10 protein-coding genes and 1 rRNA gene are annotated in these 14,425 nt (G+C 64.6%); 6 read left to right on the forward strand and 5 right to left on the reverse strand.

Going from position 1 to position 14,425, the window contains the following annotated elements; translation table 11 throughout:
• Positions 1 to 267: 267 nt before the first annotated feature.
• Complete coding sequence (trmB, locus tag N5096_RS12940) at positions 268 to 1,320, reverse strand: HTH-type sugar sensing transcriptional regulator TrmB (protein WP_267665243.1); 1,053 nt, start codon at positions 1,318 to 1,320, stop codon at positions 268 to 270.
• Between the two features lie 199 nt (positions 1,321 to 1,519).
• Between trmB and N5096_RS12945 the strand changes: the two genes are divergently transcribed.
• Together N5096_RS12945 and N5096_RS12950 are read left to right on the forward strand one after the other, a co-directional pair.
• Complete coding sequence (locus N5096_RS12945) at positions 1,520 to 2,620, forward strand: mechanosensitive ion channel family protein (RefSeq protein WP_267665244.1); 1,101 nt, start codon at positions 1,520 to 1,522, stop codon at positions 2,618 to 2,620.
• 67 nt (positions 2,621 to 2,687) lie between these two features.
• Positions 2,688 to 4,385: an MATE family efflux transporter gene (locus N5096_RS12950; protein ID WP_267665245.1), complete on the forward strand. Its 1,698-nt coding sequence runs from the start codon at positions 2,688 to 2,690 to the stop codon at positions 4,383 to 4,385.
• Positions 4,386 to 4,407: 22 nt separating this feature from the next.
• Here the strand turns inward: N5096_RS12950 and N5096_RS12955 are convergent, their stop codons facing one another.
• Together N5096_RS12955 and N5096_RS12960 are read right to left on the reverse strand one after the other, a co-directional pair.
• Positions 4,408 to 4,635 (reverse strand): DUF7385 family protein, encoded by a 228-nt coding sequence (locus N5096_RS12955; RefSeq protein WP_267665246.1) that lies wholly within the window; start codon positions 4,633 to 4,635, stop codon positions 4,408 to 4,410.
• Positions 4,636 to 4,711: 76 nt separating this feature from the next.
• Positions 4,712 to 5,524, reverse strand: a complete 813-nt coding sequence (locus N5096_RS12960; RefSeq protein ID WP_267665247.1) for a DUF7117 family protein — start codon at positions 5,522 to 5,524, stop codon at positions 4,712 to 4,714.
• A gap of 264 nt (positions 5,525 to 5,788) precedes the next feature.
• Here N5096_RS12960 and N5096_RS12965 point away from each other — a divergent pair, with 264 nt between their 5' ends.
• On the forward strand, positions 5,789 to 7,066 hold the full coding sequence (locus tag N5096_RS12965; protein ID WP_267665248.1) for a DUF7544 domain-containing protein: 1,278 nt from the start codon (positions 5,789 to 5,791) through the stop codon (positions 7,064 to 7,066).
• A gap of 177 nt (positions 7,067 to 7,243) precedes the next feature.
• The gene (locus N5096_RS12970; protein WP_267665249.1) at positions 7,244 to 9,496 is read left to right on the forward strand and encodes an NADP-dependent malic enzyme; all 2,253 of its coding nucleotides are present in this window, start codon (positions 7,244 to 7,246) and stop codon (positions 9,494 to 9,496) included.
• Positions 9,497 to 9,868: 372 nt separating this feature from the next.
• Here N5096_RS12970 and N5096_RS12975 read toward each other — a convergent pair whose 3' ends face one another.
• The gene (locus N5096_RS12975; RefSeq protein ID WP_267665250.1) at positions 9,869 to 11,101 is read right to left on the reverse strand and encodes an RNA-guided endonuclease InsQ/TnpB family protein; all 1,233 of its coding nucleotides are present in this window, start codon (positions 11,099 to 11,101) and stop codon (positions 9,869 to 9,871) included.
• A gap of 444 nt (positions 11,102 to 11,545) precedes the next feature.
• On the opposite strand from N5096_RS12975, the gene N5096_RS12980 reads away from it, so the two are divergent.
• On the forward strand, positions 11,546 to 12,748 hold the full coding sequence (locus tag N5096_RS12980) for a Cdc6/Cdc18 family protein (RefSeq protein ID WP_267665251.1): 1,203 nt from the start codon (positions 11,546 to 11,548) through the stop codon (positions 12,746 to 12,748).
• A gap of 149 nt (positions 12,749 to 12,897) precedes the next feature.
• Here N5096_RS12980 and N5096_RS12985 read toward each other — a convergent pair whose 3' ends face one another.
• Positions 12,898 to 13,458, reverse strand: a complete 561-nt coding sequence (locus N5096_RS12985) for a TATA-box-binding protein (protein WP_015910251.1) — start codon at positions 13,456 to 13,458, stop codon at positions 12,898 to 12,900.
• 828 nt (positions 13,459 to 14,286) lie between these two features.
• On the opposite strand from N5096_RS12985, the gene N5096_RS12990 reads away from it, so the two are divergent.
• A 16S ribosomal RNA gene (locus N5096_RS12990) occupies positions 14,287 to 14,425 on the forward strand; the annotation flags it as partial.

Below are 14,425 nucleotides of genomic sequence, written 5' to 3' on the forward strand. Positions count from 1 at the left end.
AAGCAGAAACTGCTGACGAGTGGCTCAGATCATTCGCTTTCGCATGGAATCAGCTTATCTGAACACTACGCCACAGGGGTGCCGGCCGCGGGTCGCCCCGAGCGGCGGCGCCGCGGCGATCGCGCGGGTCCGGTCTTGCGACGGCTACGGGAGTCCGGTCTCGCGACGGCTACGGGAGTCCGGTCTCGCGACGGCTACGGGGGTCCGGTGTCCCGTCGGCCGCGAGCCCGGTCTCGCGACGGGACCGCCGGCCCCGACCGGTCCGACCTACAGCGCCGGCGGCTCGTCGCGACCGATGACGATCTCCTGTCCCTCGACGTCCTCGAGGGCGGCGACGCGCCCGCCGATCTCGACCCGTCCGGACTCGGTCTCGACCATCAGCGAGGCGACCTCTTCGGACACCTCGAACGAGAGGTCGACCACGCGACCGCGGACGGTCACCGGTTCGCCGGTCTCGATGTCCCGGCCCTCGACGGTGGCGTAGAAGTCGTCGTCGCCGAACTCCTTGACGTCCTTGACTGCCCGCCGGATCGACGCGTACCGGCGCGGGAACGGGCGCGCCTCACCGTCGGTGGCGAGCGTCTCGGCCGTCGTCCACAGCACGGTGCCGAAGAAGCCGGAGACGAGGAAGCCGAGCGCGGACCGGTTGAAGATGACGCCGTAGCGCTCGCGGTCGTCGCGGAGCGCGTCCTGCGTGGCGTAGACGGAGTACTCCCCGTCGGCGACCGCGAGGATGGGCGTGGTGATCCCACGACGCGCGCGGGCGATGGTGGAGACCTCTAGGTAATCGAACTCGTCCGGATTCGGCGCCTTCGACGCGGGGGTGACGAGGAGCTCGACGCTGACGCCCTCCGCCACCTTCTCGGCGAGCTCGTCGCGGAAGCGCCGGAGCAGGCCGGGGGTCAGCGAGACGGCGAGCTCGTACTCCGCCCCGGCGATGATCTCCTCTACGTACCGGAGGATCGTCGAGCGCGACTTCACCAGGGAGACGGCCTCGGTCTCCCGGGTCGGCGCGGTGTAGCGCGCCTCCAGCTCGTCGACCATCTCCGCGAACGACGAGCGGAGGTCGCCGAACGCGTCGTCCGGGTCGACGGCGACGATCTTCATCGGGCGCGACTCGCGCAGCTCCACGAGCCCGCGGTCCGAGAGGCTCCGCACCGTGTCGTACACGCGCGGCTGCGGGATGTCCGTCCGGTCGGCGATGTCGCTCGCCGTCAGTTCGCCGTGTTCCAACACCGCGAGGTAGGCGTCGATCTCGTACTCGCCGAGGTTGAACCGGTCCCCGACGTGATCGAGGGTGTCGCGGAGATCGTCGGTCATACCAACGGTGACGCGTTCCTCCGATATAGCTTTTTACTATGAGTCGAGTAGCACGCGTTTTCGGAGTCCCGTTTTTGGGGTGGGCCGTCGACGAGGCCGTCGCTCGACGCGGTGTTACTGACTGCCCGGCCGCGTGCCGGGTCGCCCGAGCGCCGCGCGGGGAGAAACCCTTTTTCGGGTGGGCAACGCCGGGTTGGCTATGGCACCGCCCGCGGGCGCGACACCGATCCCGGGCCAGCTCCTTGACCCGGCGGCGAGCGCCCTCTCACGGCTGTCGTCGCTCCCCGGTTCGGGGCTGTTAGTGGTGATTCTCTCGGTCGGACTGGGCGTGCTCGCCTCCAAGTTCCTCGTCCGGCTCATCGGGCGCCCCGTGGCGCGGCGGGTCTCGAGGCAGAGCGTCGCGCAGACGATCGTCCGCGGGGTTCGAGTCGGGACGATCCTCGTCGCGCTCCTGATGGGGCTCAGAGCCGCCGGGTTCCAGTTCACCGACCTGCTCGTTGGGACGGCGGTGTTCTCGGCCGTGATCGGTATCATCCTCGCTCCGATCGTCGGGAACTTCATCAACGGCGTGTTCATCCTCGCTGACCAGCCGTTCGAGATCGGCGACATGATCGAGCTGGAGAACGGAACCGCGGGGTTCGTCGAGGACATCACGATCCGGTACACCAAGATATTCACGCTGGATAACACCTTCCTCGTCGTTCCGAACGGGTCGATGCGCGAGCGCGACGTGACCAACCTCTCGGCGGAAGACGAGCGCACGCGGCGCACCATCGACGTCCTCGTCACCTACGAGAGCGACGTCTCCGAGGGCCGGCGGCTCATCGAGCGGGCGGCTCGCGACTGCGACGCGGTGATCGACGGCGGCCCGGACATCCGGGTCGGAGTGGCGCGTTACGTCGCCAGCCCGGACTGCCGGATCCACGAGTTCGGTGACGACGGAGTGCTCCTTCGGCTCCGGTACTGGGTGAAGAAGCCGTACAAGCTCGCGAAGGTGCAGTCCGACGTGAACACGCGGATCCGAGAGCGGCTCATGGACGCCGATGTCGAGATGGCGTACCCGCACCGTCACCTCGTCTTCGACGACACGTCCGGCGTCGCGCGGGTCAGCGGCCCGGACGGAGGCCGTCCGCCGGGCGAGCGGGCGGGCGACAAACCCGACAGCGACGGCGAACGAGGCGCTCGGGCGGCCGCCGCCGACGCGTCGTTTGACGGGCCCGATCGCGAGGGTTCGGACGGGGGGGAATCCGACGGGGGACCAGCGGACCGAGGCGACAGGGCGAACGCCTCCGGGAACTGAGACCGTCGCGACGCGCGGGCCGCCGGAACCGGAACGCTGATTCACGGAGGAGCCCATTTATAAAGCAGTGAGCGACGAGTCCTCCGAAGACCGACCGGATTCCCCTCCAGAAGACCGCGAGAACGGTTCGCGCGACGACACCGGATTCGAGGCCGCCGGCGGACCCGATGGCGACGGCGGCGGACCCGATGGCGGCGGCGGCGGACCCGATGGCGACGACCCCGACAGCGACGGTGACGGACCCGACAGTGACGATGACGGGCGCGTCTCCGAGGAGTCGATCACCGAAGGAAGCTTGGTGCGGCCCCTGTTCCACCTCGCCTGGCCCATCGTCGTCATCCAGCTGTTGCAGGTGACGTACAACGTCGTCGACACGCTCTACCTCGGGCGACTGTCGGCGGAGGCGGTCGGGGCGATCAGTCTCGCGTTCCCGCTGATATTTCTCCTCATCGCCGTCGCCGGGGGGTTCACCACCGCGGGCGCCATCCTCGTGGCGCAGTACACCGGTGCCGACGGCGACGGGTCGGCGGGGCTGGTCGCGGGCCAGACCATCTTCACGGTCTCCGTGCTCTCCGTGTTCATCGGAATCGCGGGGTACTTGTACACGCGGCCGGCCCTGGAACTCCTCCCGAGCGACCCCGAGACGGCGGCGACGGTGATCCCGCTCGCGGCCGACTACATGGAGGTCATCTTCGCGGGGATCCCGTTGATGTTCGGCTTCTTCGTCTTCTCCGCGCTGATGCGCGGCTACGGCGACACCCGGACGCCCATGGCGGTGATGCTCGTCTCCGTGGTTCTGAACGTCTTCCTTGACCCGTTCCTCATCTTCGGGTTCGCGGACAACCCGCTGTTCGAGCTGCTCGCGGGGATCCCGGTCGTGGGGGCGCTCGACCCGATCGCGCTGGAGACGTCGCTGTTCGCGGTCACGGGCTTCACCGGATACGGCATCGAGGGGGCCGCGGTGGCGACGATCCTCTCGCGAGGGGTCGCCACCGCGATCGGTATCTGGCTGCTGTTCGGTACCGGGTTGGGGCCGGCGGTCACGGTGAGCCACCTCGTGCCGGACCTGGAGTTCATCCGCGACATCTTCAGGCTGGGGCTCCCCTCCAGCGTCGAGCAGACGACGAGCGCGCTCGCGATGATCACGCTCACGGCGATGGTCGTCACGTTCTCGCCGCCGGTGGTGGCGGCCTACGGGCTCGGGAACCGGCTCATCTCGCTCGTCTTCCTCCCGGCGATGGGGCTCGGGCGCGCGATCGACACGATGGTGGGGCAGAACCTCGGCGCTGACCGGGCGGACCGCGCCGGGCGGTCGGTCAAGCTCGCTGCCGGGACCGGGGCGGGCGTGATGTTCCTCGTCGCCGTCGTCGCGGTGACGTTCACGGAGCCGATCGTCGGGGCGTTCCTCGGCGACGTGCCGGACGCGCCGGCGACGATCGGGCACGCTGTCGAGTACGTCCGGATCCGCTCCGTTGAGTTCGCCTTCATCGGCGTCTCACAGGTGATCCTCGGCGCGTTCCGCGGCGCCGGCAACACGAAGACCGCGATGGTGATCTCGATACTCACCCTCTGGGTCGGCCGCGTCGCCAGCGTGGGCTACCTGGTCTTCGTTGCCGGGTGGGGCGAGACGGGGGTCTGGGTCGGGATGGCGCTGGGGAACGTACTCGGCGCGATCATCGGCGTCGCGTGGTTCGCCCGGGGGACGTGGACCGAGCGGTACATCGACGACCCGGACTCGGACGTCGATGCGGTCGCGAGCGACTGAGCTCGGCACCGCGACCGGACACTCAGTGCCGGAAGAGGTGGATCGCGTCGTCGTCGCGGAGGAGGCAAAACCTAGCGCCGTCGTTCTCGGGGAAGGTCGTTCTGGGGTCTCGCGTGGTGAACAGGCGGTCGAACGGCGCGTCACAGACCGGGCACGAGATGTCCTTCCGGTTCTCCCAGAGGGCCGTCGATCCCGTGTCCCTGAGCTGTTTCAGCGCGTGACGGTGGTCGTGGACGTCGAACCGCGGCATGCGTGGAGATCGGCGAGGCGGGGGTTGAATCTGACTCCGCGAGTATCAGGTGTGATTTCGGTGCGGCCGGCGCCTTTCAGGCGTCCGATTCGGGCAGTCCCGACCGCGCCCGTTCCAGCGCCGCGTCGTCGCCGGTTCGGACGTACTCGCCGAGGGCGTCCGCGGCGTCCGCGAGCGCGTCGGCGTCTGTCGCCGGGACGTCGCCGTTGAGCGCCTCGACGCGCTTCGCTCGGTCGCGGAGCCGTTCGAGGAGCCCTCTGGCTGGGGCAATCCGTGACTGAGGCTCATCGCCGGCGACGGATACCGTCGGCCCGTCGGCTCCGGAGTCGCCTTCGCCCTCGGAGTCGTCTCCGCCCCTGGCTTCGAGCTCGTCGAGGAACGCGAGGAAGTCGTTCCGGTACTCGTCGAGCGCGCGTGCTGCCGCCATCCCGCGCGCCTCGCGGAGCCGCTCGGGGACGTCCGCCGTCGCGGGGCGGTCGCCGTCGTCGGCGCCGGCCAGCAGGTTGAGAAGGTACTCGCGGTCCGAGTCGGTGGGGTCGCGGAGGCGGTCATAGCAGTCGACCGCCTGCAAGAGCTCTCTGGCCGCGAGGTACGTGCCGTCGAGCGGGAGCAGCTCCCCGCCGCGGATGAATCCGCGCTTGCGGACGTACTCGCGGAGGTCCGACTTGAGATCGTCGACGCCCTCGGTGGGGAGGGTCCCACCCGCGTCCCCAAATCGGGTGCGGTGGACACCGAGATCGAGCGACGCGGACGCGTCGGTGTGTGCGGTTCGGTCGTCGATCCCGACGCTCCGGAGGTCCCCGCAGTCCGGGCACTCGACGCTCCCCGTCTCGTAGTACGACCACCGGGCGCCGCACTCCTGGCATTCCCGTTCGCCGCGGACCTTCATACGCGGTCTCTCGTGCCGTTCGGCGTAAAGGGCTGTGGTCGGGGCGGGTCAGGGATGAGACAGGTCACGGATGGGGCAGGCCGGGGATGAGACAGGTCACGGATGGGGCGGGCCGGGGATGAGACAGGTCACGGATGGGGCGGGCCAGGGATGAGACAGGCCACGGATGGGGCGGGCCGGGGATGAGACGGGATACGGCCGGGACGGTCCCGACGCTCCGCCTTCCCAACACGTTATATAAGCGATCCGTGAGAATCGCCGGACATGAGTTGGCACGCCGTCGACGCCCTCGATGACGCGGTCGACGCCACGCGCCGGTTCCTGTTCCCGTTCGGCCTCGTTCGCTGGGCGAAGCTCGCCCTCCTCGTACTCCTGATGGGCGGCGGAGGCGCGGGCGTGAACGCGCCCCTCCTCGCAGGCCGCGGTGCAGGCGTGACGCCGCCGCAAGGAGCCGACTCGGGCTTCGGGGGAGTCGATTCGCCCTTCGGTGGGGTCGATTCGCCCTTCGGTGGGGTCGATTCGCCCTTCGGTGGGGTCGATTCGCCCTTCGGTGGGGTCGATTCGGGTTCGATGGCTCCCGGCGACGTCGCGGGGGTCGTCGACCCCGGGCCGCTTGCCGTCGTCGCCGTCAGCGTCGTTCTCCTGATCGTCGCGGCCTCGGTGGCCTCGCTGTCGCTGCGACTGGTTTTTTACGACGCGCTCCGAACGAACGAGCTCCGGATCTGGCGGCCGTTCCTTGCGCGACTGCGTCAGTCGCTGGGGTTGTTCCTGTTCGCCGCGGTACTGAGCGTCGCGGCGGCGGCGCCCGTCGCGATCGGGGTCCTCGTCGCGGTCGCCGCGGACACTCCGGTCGGGTGGGGACCGATTGATGCGGTCGCGGGGACGCTCGGGTCGCTATCGGTCGGGTTTCTGGTCGCCCTCGGTCTGATCGGGGGAGCGCTCGTCGCGGGTGCCGCGCTCGCGCTCCGCTTCACGTACGAGTTCGTCGTCCCGACGATGATCGTCGAGGACACCGGAATTATCGGGGGATGGCGTCGGTTTGGGGCGACGGCCCGCACCGAGTGGACCGAGCTATTGGTGTACCTCGTCGTCCACGTCGTCGTCGCGCTGGGGCTGTCGGTCGTGGAAGGAGTCGCCGTCGTGTTCGTCTTCGCGCTCGTGGCCACCGTCGCGGGCCTCGTGCTGCTTCTCGTGGCCGTCGCGTTGGGCGGGCTCGGCGCGCTGGCCGGGACCGCGGTCGGGACAGTAGCTGTCGCTCTCGTTGCGCTCGCGGGAGTGGCAGTTCTTCTGGCGCTCGTCTTGCCCGTCCAAGTCGTCACGCGCTCGTATCGGATCGCCTACGAGGTCTCGACGCTCGGCGAGATCGACTCGGAACTCGCGCTGCTCCACGCCGATATCGACCCCGGATCCCCGGACTTCGACGGTCCGCACGGATCGGCGATTAGTGCCGTTGACTCCGGTGAGCCGGATGACTCTGGTGATGCGAGCGAGTCAGGCGATTCAGCCGACTCCGATGACTCCGGCGAGTTCAGCGATCGCTGAACCGGTACCTGGTCTCCGCTCTTCGACTCTTGTATCGGTAGATCCGACTTTGACCGTTGTGTTTTATCCCGGATCGGGCGGGTGAACGTTTGGTTTCGAGCGCTAAACGTCGAACGTCGGACGGCCAGTTCGACGGGTTCACATACCTTTTTACTCCGTTCGTGAATGGAGGTGCATATGGGACTGGATGACGACGCGCGGGAATACCACCGCCAGGAGCCGCCAGGGAAGATCGCGATTGAGACGACGAAGCCGACGAACACCCAGCGGGACCTCTCGTTGGCGTATTCGCCGGGGGTCGCGGCGCCCTGTCGCGACATCGCCGCGGACCCGGAGTCCGTCTTCGAGTACACCGCAAAGGGGAATCTCGTCGCGGTCGTCTCGAACGGCTCGGCGGTCCTGGGGCTCGGCGACATCGGAGCCTCGGCGTCGAAGCCGGTCATGGAGGGCAAAGGCGTGCTGTTCAAGCGCTTCGCCGACATCGACGTCTTTGACATCGAGCTCGACATCGACTCGGTCGAGCCCTTCTGCGAGGCGGTCTCCGCGATGGAGCCGACCTTCGGCGGCGTGAACCTCGAGGATATCAAGGCCCCGGAGTGCTTCGAGATAGAGGAGCGCCTCCGAGACGAGATGGACGTCCCCGTGTTCCACGACGACCAGCACGGGACGGCGATCATCTCCGGCGCCGCGCTGACGAACGCCGTGGAGATATCGGGGAAGGACCTCTCCGATATCGAGATCGTCTTTTCGGGGGCGGGCGCGTCCGCGATCGCGACCGCCCGGTTCTACGTCTCGCTCGGCGCGCGCAAGGAGAACATCACCATGTGCGACTCCTCCGGGATCATCACGGCGGAGCGCGTCGCGAACGGCGACGTCAACGAGTACAAGAGCCAGTTCGCGAGCGAAGGTCCCGGCGGCGACCTGGCGGACGCGATGAAGGGCGCCGACGTCTTCGTCGGGCTCTCCGTCGGGGGGATCGTCTCGCAGGAAATGGTTCGATCGATGGACGACGACCCGATCATCTTCGCCATGGCGAACCCCGACCCGGAGATCACCTACGAGGACGCGAAGGATGCTCGCGACGACACGGTGATCATGGCGACTGGACGGTCGGACTACCCGAACATGGTGAACAACGTCCTCGGCTTCCCGTTCCTCTTCCGCGGCGCGCTAGACGTTCGCGCGACCGAGATCAACGAGGAGATGAAGCGGGCCGCCGCGGAGGCGCTCGCTGAGCTGGCGCGGAAGGACGTGCCCGACGCGGTCGTGAAGGCGTACGGCGACGACCCGCTCCAGTTCGGCCCGGACTACGTGATCCCCAAGCCGCTCGACCCGCGCGTCCTCTTCGAGGTCGCGCCGAGCGTCGCGGAGGCGGCGATGGAGTCCGGCGCCGCGCGGACCGAGATCGATCTTGAACGGTACCGCGAGGAGCTCGAGGCGCGGCTGGGCAAGTCTCGAGAGATGATGCGCGTCGTCCTGAACAAGGCCAAGAGCGACCCGAAGCGCATCGCGCTGGCGGAGGGGACCGACGAGAAGATGATCCGCGCGGCGCATCAGCTCTCGGAGCAGGGTATCGCGGACCCGGTGTTGCTCGGTGACGCCGACGAGATCGCCCGGACCGCCGACCGACTCGGGCTCTCGTTCCAGCCGGAGATCGTCGATCCGGACCACCGCGACGTGTCGCCGTACGGCGACCAGCTTCACGAGCTCCGGAAGCGGAAGGGTATCACCCGTCGCGAGGCGAACGAATTGGTCAAGGGGGACACGAACTACCTCGGGAGCGTTATGGTGAAGTCGGGCGACGTGGACGCCATGCTAACCGGGCTGACGCACCACTACCCGTCGGCGCTCCGCCCGCCGCTGCAGGTGATCGGGTCCGCCGACGACACCGACACGATCGCCGGCGTGTACATGCTTACGTTCAAGAACCGGGTAATCTTCTGTGCCGACACCACGGTGAACCAGGACCCGGACGCTGAGACGCTGGCGGAAGTCACACGTCACACCGCGGACCTCGCGCGGCGCTTCAACATCGAGCCTCGCGCGGCGATGCTGTCGTACTCCAACTTCGGTAGCGTCGACAACGAGGGAACGCAGAAGCCGCGCGAGGCGGTCGACATTCTCCACGGCGACGACGGGGCTGACTTCCCGGTCGACGGTGAGATGCAGGCCGACACCGCCGTCGTCGACGACATCCTCAACGGTACCTACGAGTTCTCGGAACTGGACGAGGCCGCGAACGTCCTCGTTTTCCCGAACCTCGAAGCCGGGAACATCGGGTATAAGCTCCTTCAGCGCCTCGGAGGAGCGGAGGCCATCGGCCCGATGCTGGTCGGCATGGACCAGCCGGTTCACGTCCTCCAGCGTGGTGACGAGGTAAAGGACATCGTCAACCTCGCGAGCGTCGCCGTCGTCGACGCGCAGGAGTAGGGGTTACCGGCTGATCGACCCTGCTGAATCATTTTGTAGGTGTTCTTCGTTTCCAGTGGGCGATGTGTTGAGGGTGGAGTGACACACCGTGTTTCCGGTGAAATAGTGGGTAGGTTGGTTGTGACGGGGCGGGTTTCTCCGAGGAATCGTCGAGAACTCACTCTGCCGATCTCACTCGATCTCATTTAGTCCTGTTTCGTCCCATAAAGAATTATAAACTGGTTTTGAGTACACTCCATTGACCCCAATAGTAGGGAGACATCTCTCGATAGTAGGGAGATTTCATCGGAAAGTCGGATGTTCCAGTACTCTACCGGTGAGTGCCCTGTTTTCGGTCCTTGAAAGGCTGCACTTCGGTGAATCGCCTCGGGGTCAAGCCCCGAGGCTTCCTGTTTCCACGACGCGCTTTGCAGACACCTGAATGGTGTCTGTAGGGAGCGCAGTCTCCACAGGCGTATCTTCGGGCCATCCCAGCCCTAACTCAGCAAAGCCGCGTTGCAGGACATTCATCGCTGCGTTCGCGTCACGGTCGCACTCGAAACCGCACGACGGACAAGAGTGTTCCCGAACCCAGATGGGTTTCTCTGTTTCCACACCACACGAGGCACACTCTTTCGTTGTTCCTCGGGCTTCGACTTGAACGACGTGAGTACCGTACAACTTAGCCTTGTATTCAAGCAGTGTAATGAACTGCCGCCACGCCGCATCCTGCTTGTTCCGGGCGTTGTGCGACTGCTCAAGCATTCCCTTTATCTCCAACTCTTCAACGAACACCGCGTCGTACTCGCGGACGAGCCACCTCGTTATCTTGTGCTGGTAGTCCAGAACCTTCCGCTTGATATGACGCTTCACCTTCGCCACTTCCCGGCGTTGTTTCTCGTAGTTGTTCGACCCCTTCTCCTTGCGTGAGAGTTCGCGTTGCTCACGCTGAAGACGCTCGTACGCGTCTTCGAGGTCGAGCCAATCCACGGTCTTCCCATCGCTGGTGTGGACGTAGTTGAGGATGCCGAGGTCGATACCGACGCTATTGCTCGCGTCCAAAGAGTTCACGTCGGATTTCTCGGGTAGGTTGGCGTCGTCGGTTTCCAATCCGAAGGAGACGAACCACTCACCGGTCGTCGCCTTCTCGAACGTGACTTCGTTAATCGTGGCACAGTCGGGAATCGGTCGGTGGTAGCGGATTTTCACCCAGCCGATTTTACTGAAGCGGACGTAAGCGAACCTGCCACGGCCCCTCTTTTCATCGAGGTCGAAACCGCTCTGGTTGTACGTCACACTTCGGTAGTCGGTGGATGCTTGTCGCTTGAGCCGACCGACGTTGTATCCCTTCTCTTTTTTCTTGCGAAGGTTTGAGAGATTGCGGTGGAAACGTGCGACCGTGGCTTGCGCGGCCTTTGAGTACAGTTCCGCGAACACAGGCCATTTGCGCTTCCACTCAGGGAGTTTGTTGTTCTGGTCGTACTCACTCGGTTTGTCGTCTTCGGGACTGTTCGTGTAATCCCATCGGACGTGGTTGTACAGTTGGCGATGAACGTTGAGATGGTGTTGCAGTCCTTCCGCTACCTCTTGTGTCGGGTAGGCGTGGTAGCGGTGACTGTGTTCCATCGCTGTCTTGTGATTATAGATATGTTGACTTAATGGTTTGTACCACGAGTTGTCGGCTTCATCCCCGAAGTCAAGCCTCGGGGTATTCGCCTTGTCCACTGATAAAAGAAGTCGCCGGATGGACACCGGGTTTCCGGTGAATTTGATGGACGCGATCGAGTGGATTTTGCCGCGTTGTTTCCCCTTTCCTCCTGTCACTTCACTTCCTGTCAGTCCGCTTCCCGTCACCTCACTTCCTGTCAGTCCGCTTCCCGTCACCTCACTTCCTGTCAGTCCGCTTCCCGTCACCTCACTTCGTGTAATTTCGCCTCCTACCATCCCCCCACGAAACACTACCCACCCACCAACCCCATTTCACCGGAAACACGGTGTGTGTCTCAACTCTCTCCACTCGCCACACGCTCAAAACGGAACGCATTTCACCGGAAACCCGGTGTCGATCCCATGGACGCAGCAGACGACCTCTTCACTCGGGAGGACCCGATATTCGCGAACAAGGAACTCCTCGAGATCAGTCATCTCCCCGGGGAGGGTCGGATCGTCGGTCGCGACGACGAGATCGCCGATCTCGCGAACGCGGTCAATCCGGCCATCTTCGGGCAGAGTCCGAGCAACGTGCTTATCTACGGGAAAACGGGAACCGGAAAATCGCTCTGTGCGAAGTACGTCTCAAAGCGACTCGTCTCGACCGCCGGTGAGGAGGGTGTCAACGCCACCTTCGCGTACGTCGACTGCGCGCAGGACACGACCGAGACGCAGGCCGTACAGACGATCGCTGACAGCGTAAACGACCCCGACGCGACCGGGATCAACGTCCCCGACAAGGGACTCTCGACGTCGACTTACTACAAGCGGCTCTGGCGCATTCTCGACCAGCGCTACGACGTCGTCCTCGTCATCCTTGATGAGATCGACAAACTCGATGACGACGCGATTCTGATGCAGCTCTCCCGCGCGGGAGAGGCCGGAAAGATCACCGACTGCAAGCTCGGCGTCGTCGGGATCAGCAACAAGATCCAGTACAAAGACCGGATGGATGAGCGGGTCAAGTCCAGCCTCTGTGAACGCGAGTTCGTATTCCCGCCGTACGACGCCAATCAGCTCCGAGAGATCATGCAGGCGCGGGCGGACGCGTTCCACGACGACGTCCTCGACCCCTCCACGATTCCGCGCGCCGCGGCGCTCGCGGCCCGGGAGCACGGGGACGCCAGAAAGGCGATCGACATCCTCAGGTACGCCGGCGAGATCGCACAGGGGAACGACGAGCCTACCGTTCGCGAAGAGTTCGTCACGCAGGCTCGCCAGCGCGCCGAGACCGACCGGTTCCGCGAACTCATTCGCGGGTCGACCCCGCACTCTCGGTACGTCCTGCAGGCGCTCGCGCTGTTGTCCCTCTCGAACGGCCGCAAAGACGGGTTCCGAACCAGCCGCGTGTACGAAATTTACGAGAACATCTGCCGACAGGAGGGGTCGGATAGCCTCTCGCTCCGTCGTGTCCGCGACCTCCTCAAGGAACACGCGTTCCTTGACATCATCGAGCAGTCGAAACACAGCGGCGGGAGTGCGGAGGGGAGTTACACGAAACACCAGCTGTTGGAGGACCCCAGCGTCGTCAAAGACGTACTGACAGAAGAAAGCGCCACGTAGCCGCTTCGGTGTAACCGGTTCTCCGACTCGCTCCTCCACGTCCAAACGGTATCCAATGGTCGGTTCCACCTCAGCGGCTCCTCTGATCGACCGAGCACTGCTGGTTCGACGTCCCGCGACGGATCGAGCCGATACGAACGGGTGAACGCTTAGCCGAGCAGACCGAGTCCTTCGATCCGCTCGACAATTTCCTCGACGGCCTCCTCGGCGTCGTCGGTGCGTTTTCCACCGGTAATAACGATCTTCCCGCTGCCGAACAGCAGAATAACGACCTCCGGCTCGTCCATCCGGTAAACGAGCCCGGGGAACTGCTCAGGCTCGTACTCGACGTCTTCCAAGCCGAGCCCGATTGCCAGCGCGTTGAGGTTGAGATTGTGACCGAGGTCGGCGCTCGACACGATGTTCTGTACCGTTATCTCCGGGTCTTCTTCGACGGGGATCTGGAGTCCGCGGAGCTTCTCGAAGATGATACCGAGCGCTTCGTGGACGTCGTCGATGCTCTTTGCGCCCGTACAGACGATCTTCCCCGACCGGAAGATGAGCGCGGCCGCTTTCGGCTCCTGGGTCCGGTAGACGAGTCCGGGGAAGTTGTCCGGGTTGAAATCGGCGCCCGGGAGGTCCTCCGCGAGCGCTTCCAAGTCGAGCTCTTGGCCGATTCCGGTCGATGCAACGACGTTCTGGATCTCGATCGAATCAGCAGGGTTCGTCATCGTTCGCTTTTATATGTGTCCCCCTCCCTTATAAACGCCCGTGGTATAAACGGTCGCTCGCTGTGCGTTGCATCTTCCTTCTTTCTCTGCTCGCTGACCACTCTCGCGCACGCGCGAGGTCACCACCAACTCCACCAACTAACGCCCCACGAGAAATGACGATCGAAAGGATCCCACCACCCTCCACGGTGAGTCTCTCCCGAAGCGATTTCTATCCTGTCTGCACAGATTCGAATCTCGCTCGCCGTCCGCAGACCCCCGTAACAAGCTCAGATCTTCCGACTAATTCAGTGACAATACACTGATATATATGTGTGGGCCGGTTTCGAACACTCGGACGAAGGCCGCCTCGTTGAGACCGATCAAAGCGGACTCCTCCCGACTCGTCGTGGCAACCGATCTCATTGAAATCGCATGACGTGGCGGAGATAGTTCGACGGGGTTAAGTATAACCCGGGGTTTGTGATGAATGCGAAGGTCCCCCGACGCGGGGGACAACGGTCGGCCGCACCGCGGCCGGTCAAAGCGTTCCGACGTGCTTAAGTGTATAAGCCCGTTCGGTTGAAACGCGAAGAACGCACCGCGAATTCGGGCCGTTCAACTCGGCCCGGTTTCGCAGAGTCGGCTCGTCCGACTCACCGAAATGAGGATTTCGCCCCCTGCGCTCCGGCGTAAGAGGAAATCTGATGTGAGCCGTGGTCGTTCGGTGTCATCCAGGTCGCTGGCTGACTCGGACACCACATAGACCATGCAATGGTGTTTTGACTCACCGCGAGTCAAAACCCGCCAACACCCCCTCAGCGCCGGGAATCAGGCACTGAGGAATACATTCCGGTTGATCCTGCCGGAGGCCATTGCTATTGGGATTCGATTTAGCCATGCTAGTCGCACGAGTTCAGACTCGTGGCGAATAGCTCAGTAACACGTGGCCAAACTACCCTTCGGACCATCATACCCTCGGGAAACT

It is taken from the genome of Halorubrum yunnanense (genome assembly GCF_026586675.1).
In the GTDB taxonomy this organism is placed as follows: domain Archaea; phylum Halobacteriota; class Halobacteria; order Halobacteriales; family Haloferacaceae; genus Halorubrum; species Halorubrum yunnanense.

Coding starts and splice junctions, on each gene's coding strand:
- trmB (WP_267665243.1), bottom strand. CDS start 1,320: ATGACCGACGATCTCCGCGACACCCTCGATCACGTCGGGGACCGGTTC.
- N5096_RS12945 (WP_267665244.1), top strand. CDS start 1,520: ATGGCACCGCCCGCGGGCGCGACACCGATCCCGGGCCAGCTCCTTGAC.
- N5096_RS12955 (WP_267665246.1), bottom strand. CDS start 4,635: ATGCCGCGGTTCGACGTCCACGACCACCGTCACGCGCTGAAACAGCTC.
- N5096_RS12960 (WP_267665247.1), bottom strand. CDS start 5,524: ATGAAGGTCCGCGGCGAACGGGAATGCCAGGAGTGCGGCGCCCGGTGG.
- N5096_RS12965 (WP_267665248.1), top strand. CDS start 5,789: ATGAGTTGGCACGCCGTCGACGCCCTCGATGACGCGGTCGACGCCACG.
- N5096_RS12970 (WP_267665249.1), top strand. CDS start 7,244: ATGGGACTGGATGACGACGCGCGGGAATACCACCGCCAGGAGCCGCCA.
- N5096_RS12975 (WP_267665250.1), bottom strand. CDS start 11,101: ATGGAACACAGTCACCGCTACCACGCCTACCCGACACAAGAGGTAGCG.
- N5096_RS12980 (WP_267665251.1), top strand. CDS start 11,546: ATGGACGCAGCAGACGACCTCTTCACTCGGGAGGACCCGATATTCGCG.
- N5096_RS12985 (WP_015910251.1), bottom strand. CDS start 13,458: ATGACGAACCCTGCTGATTCGATCGAGATCCAGAACGTCGTTGCATCG.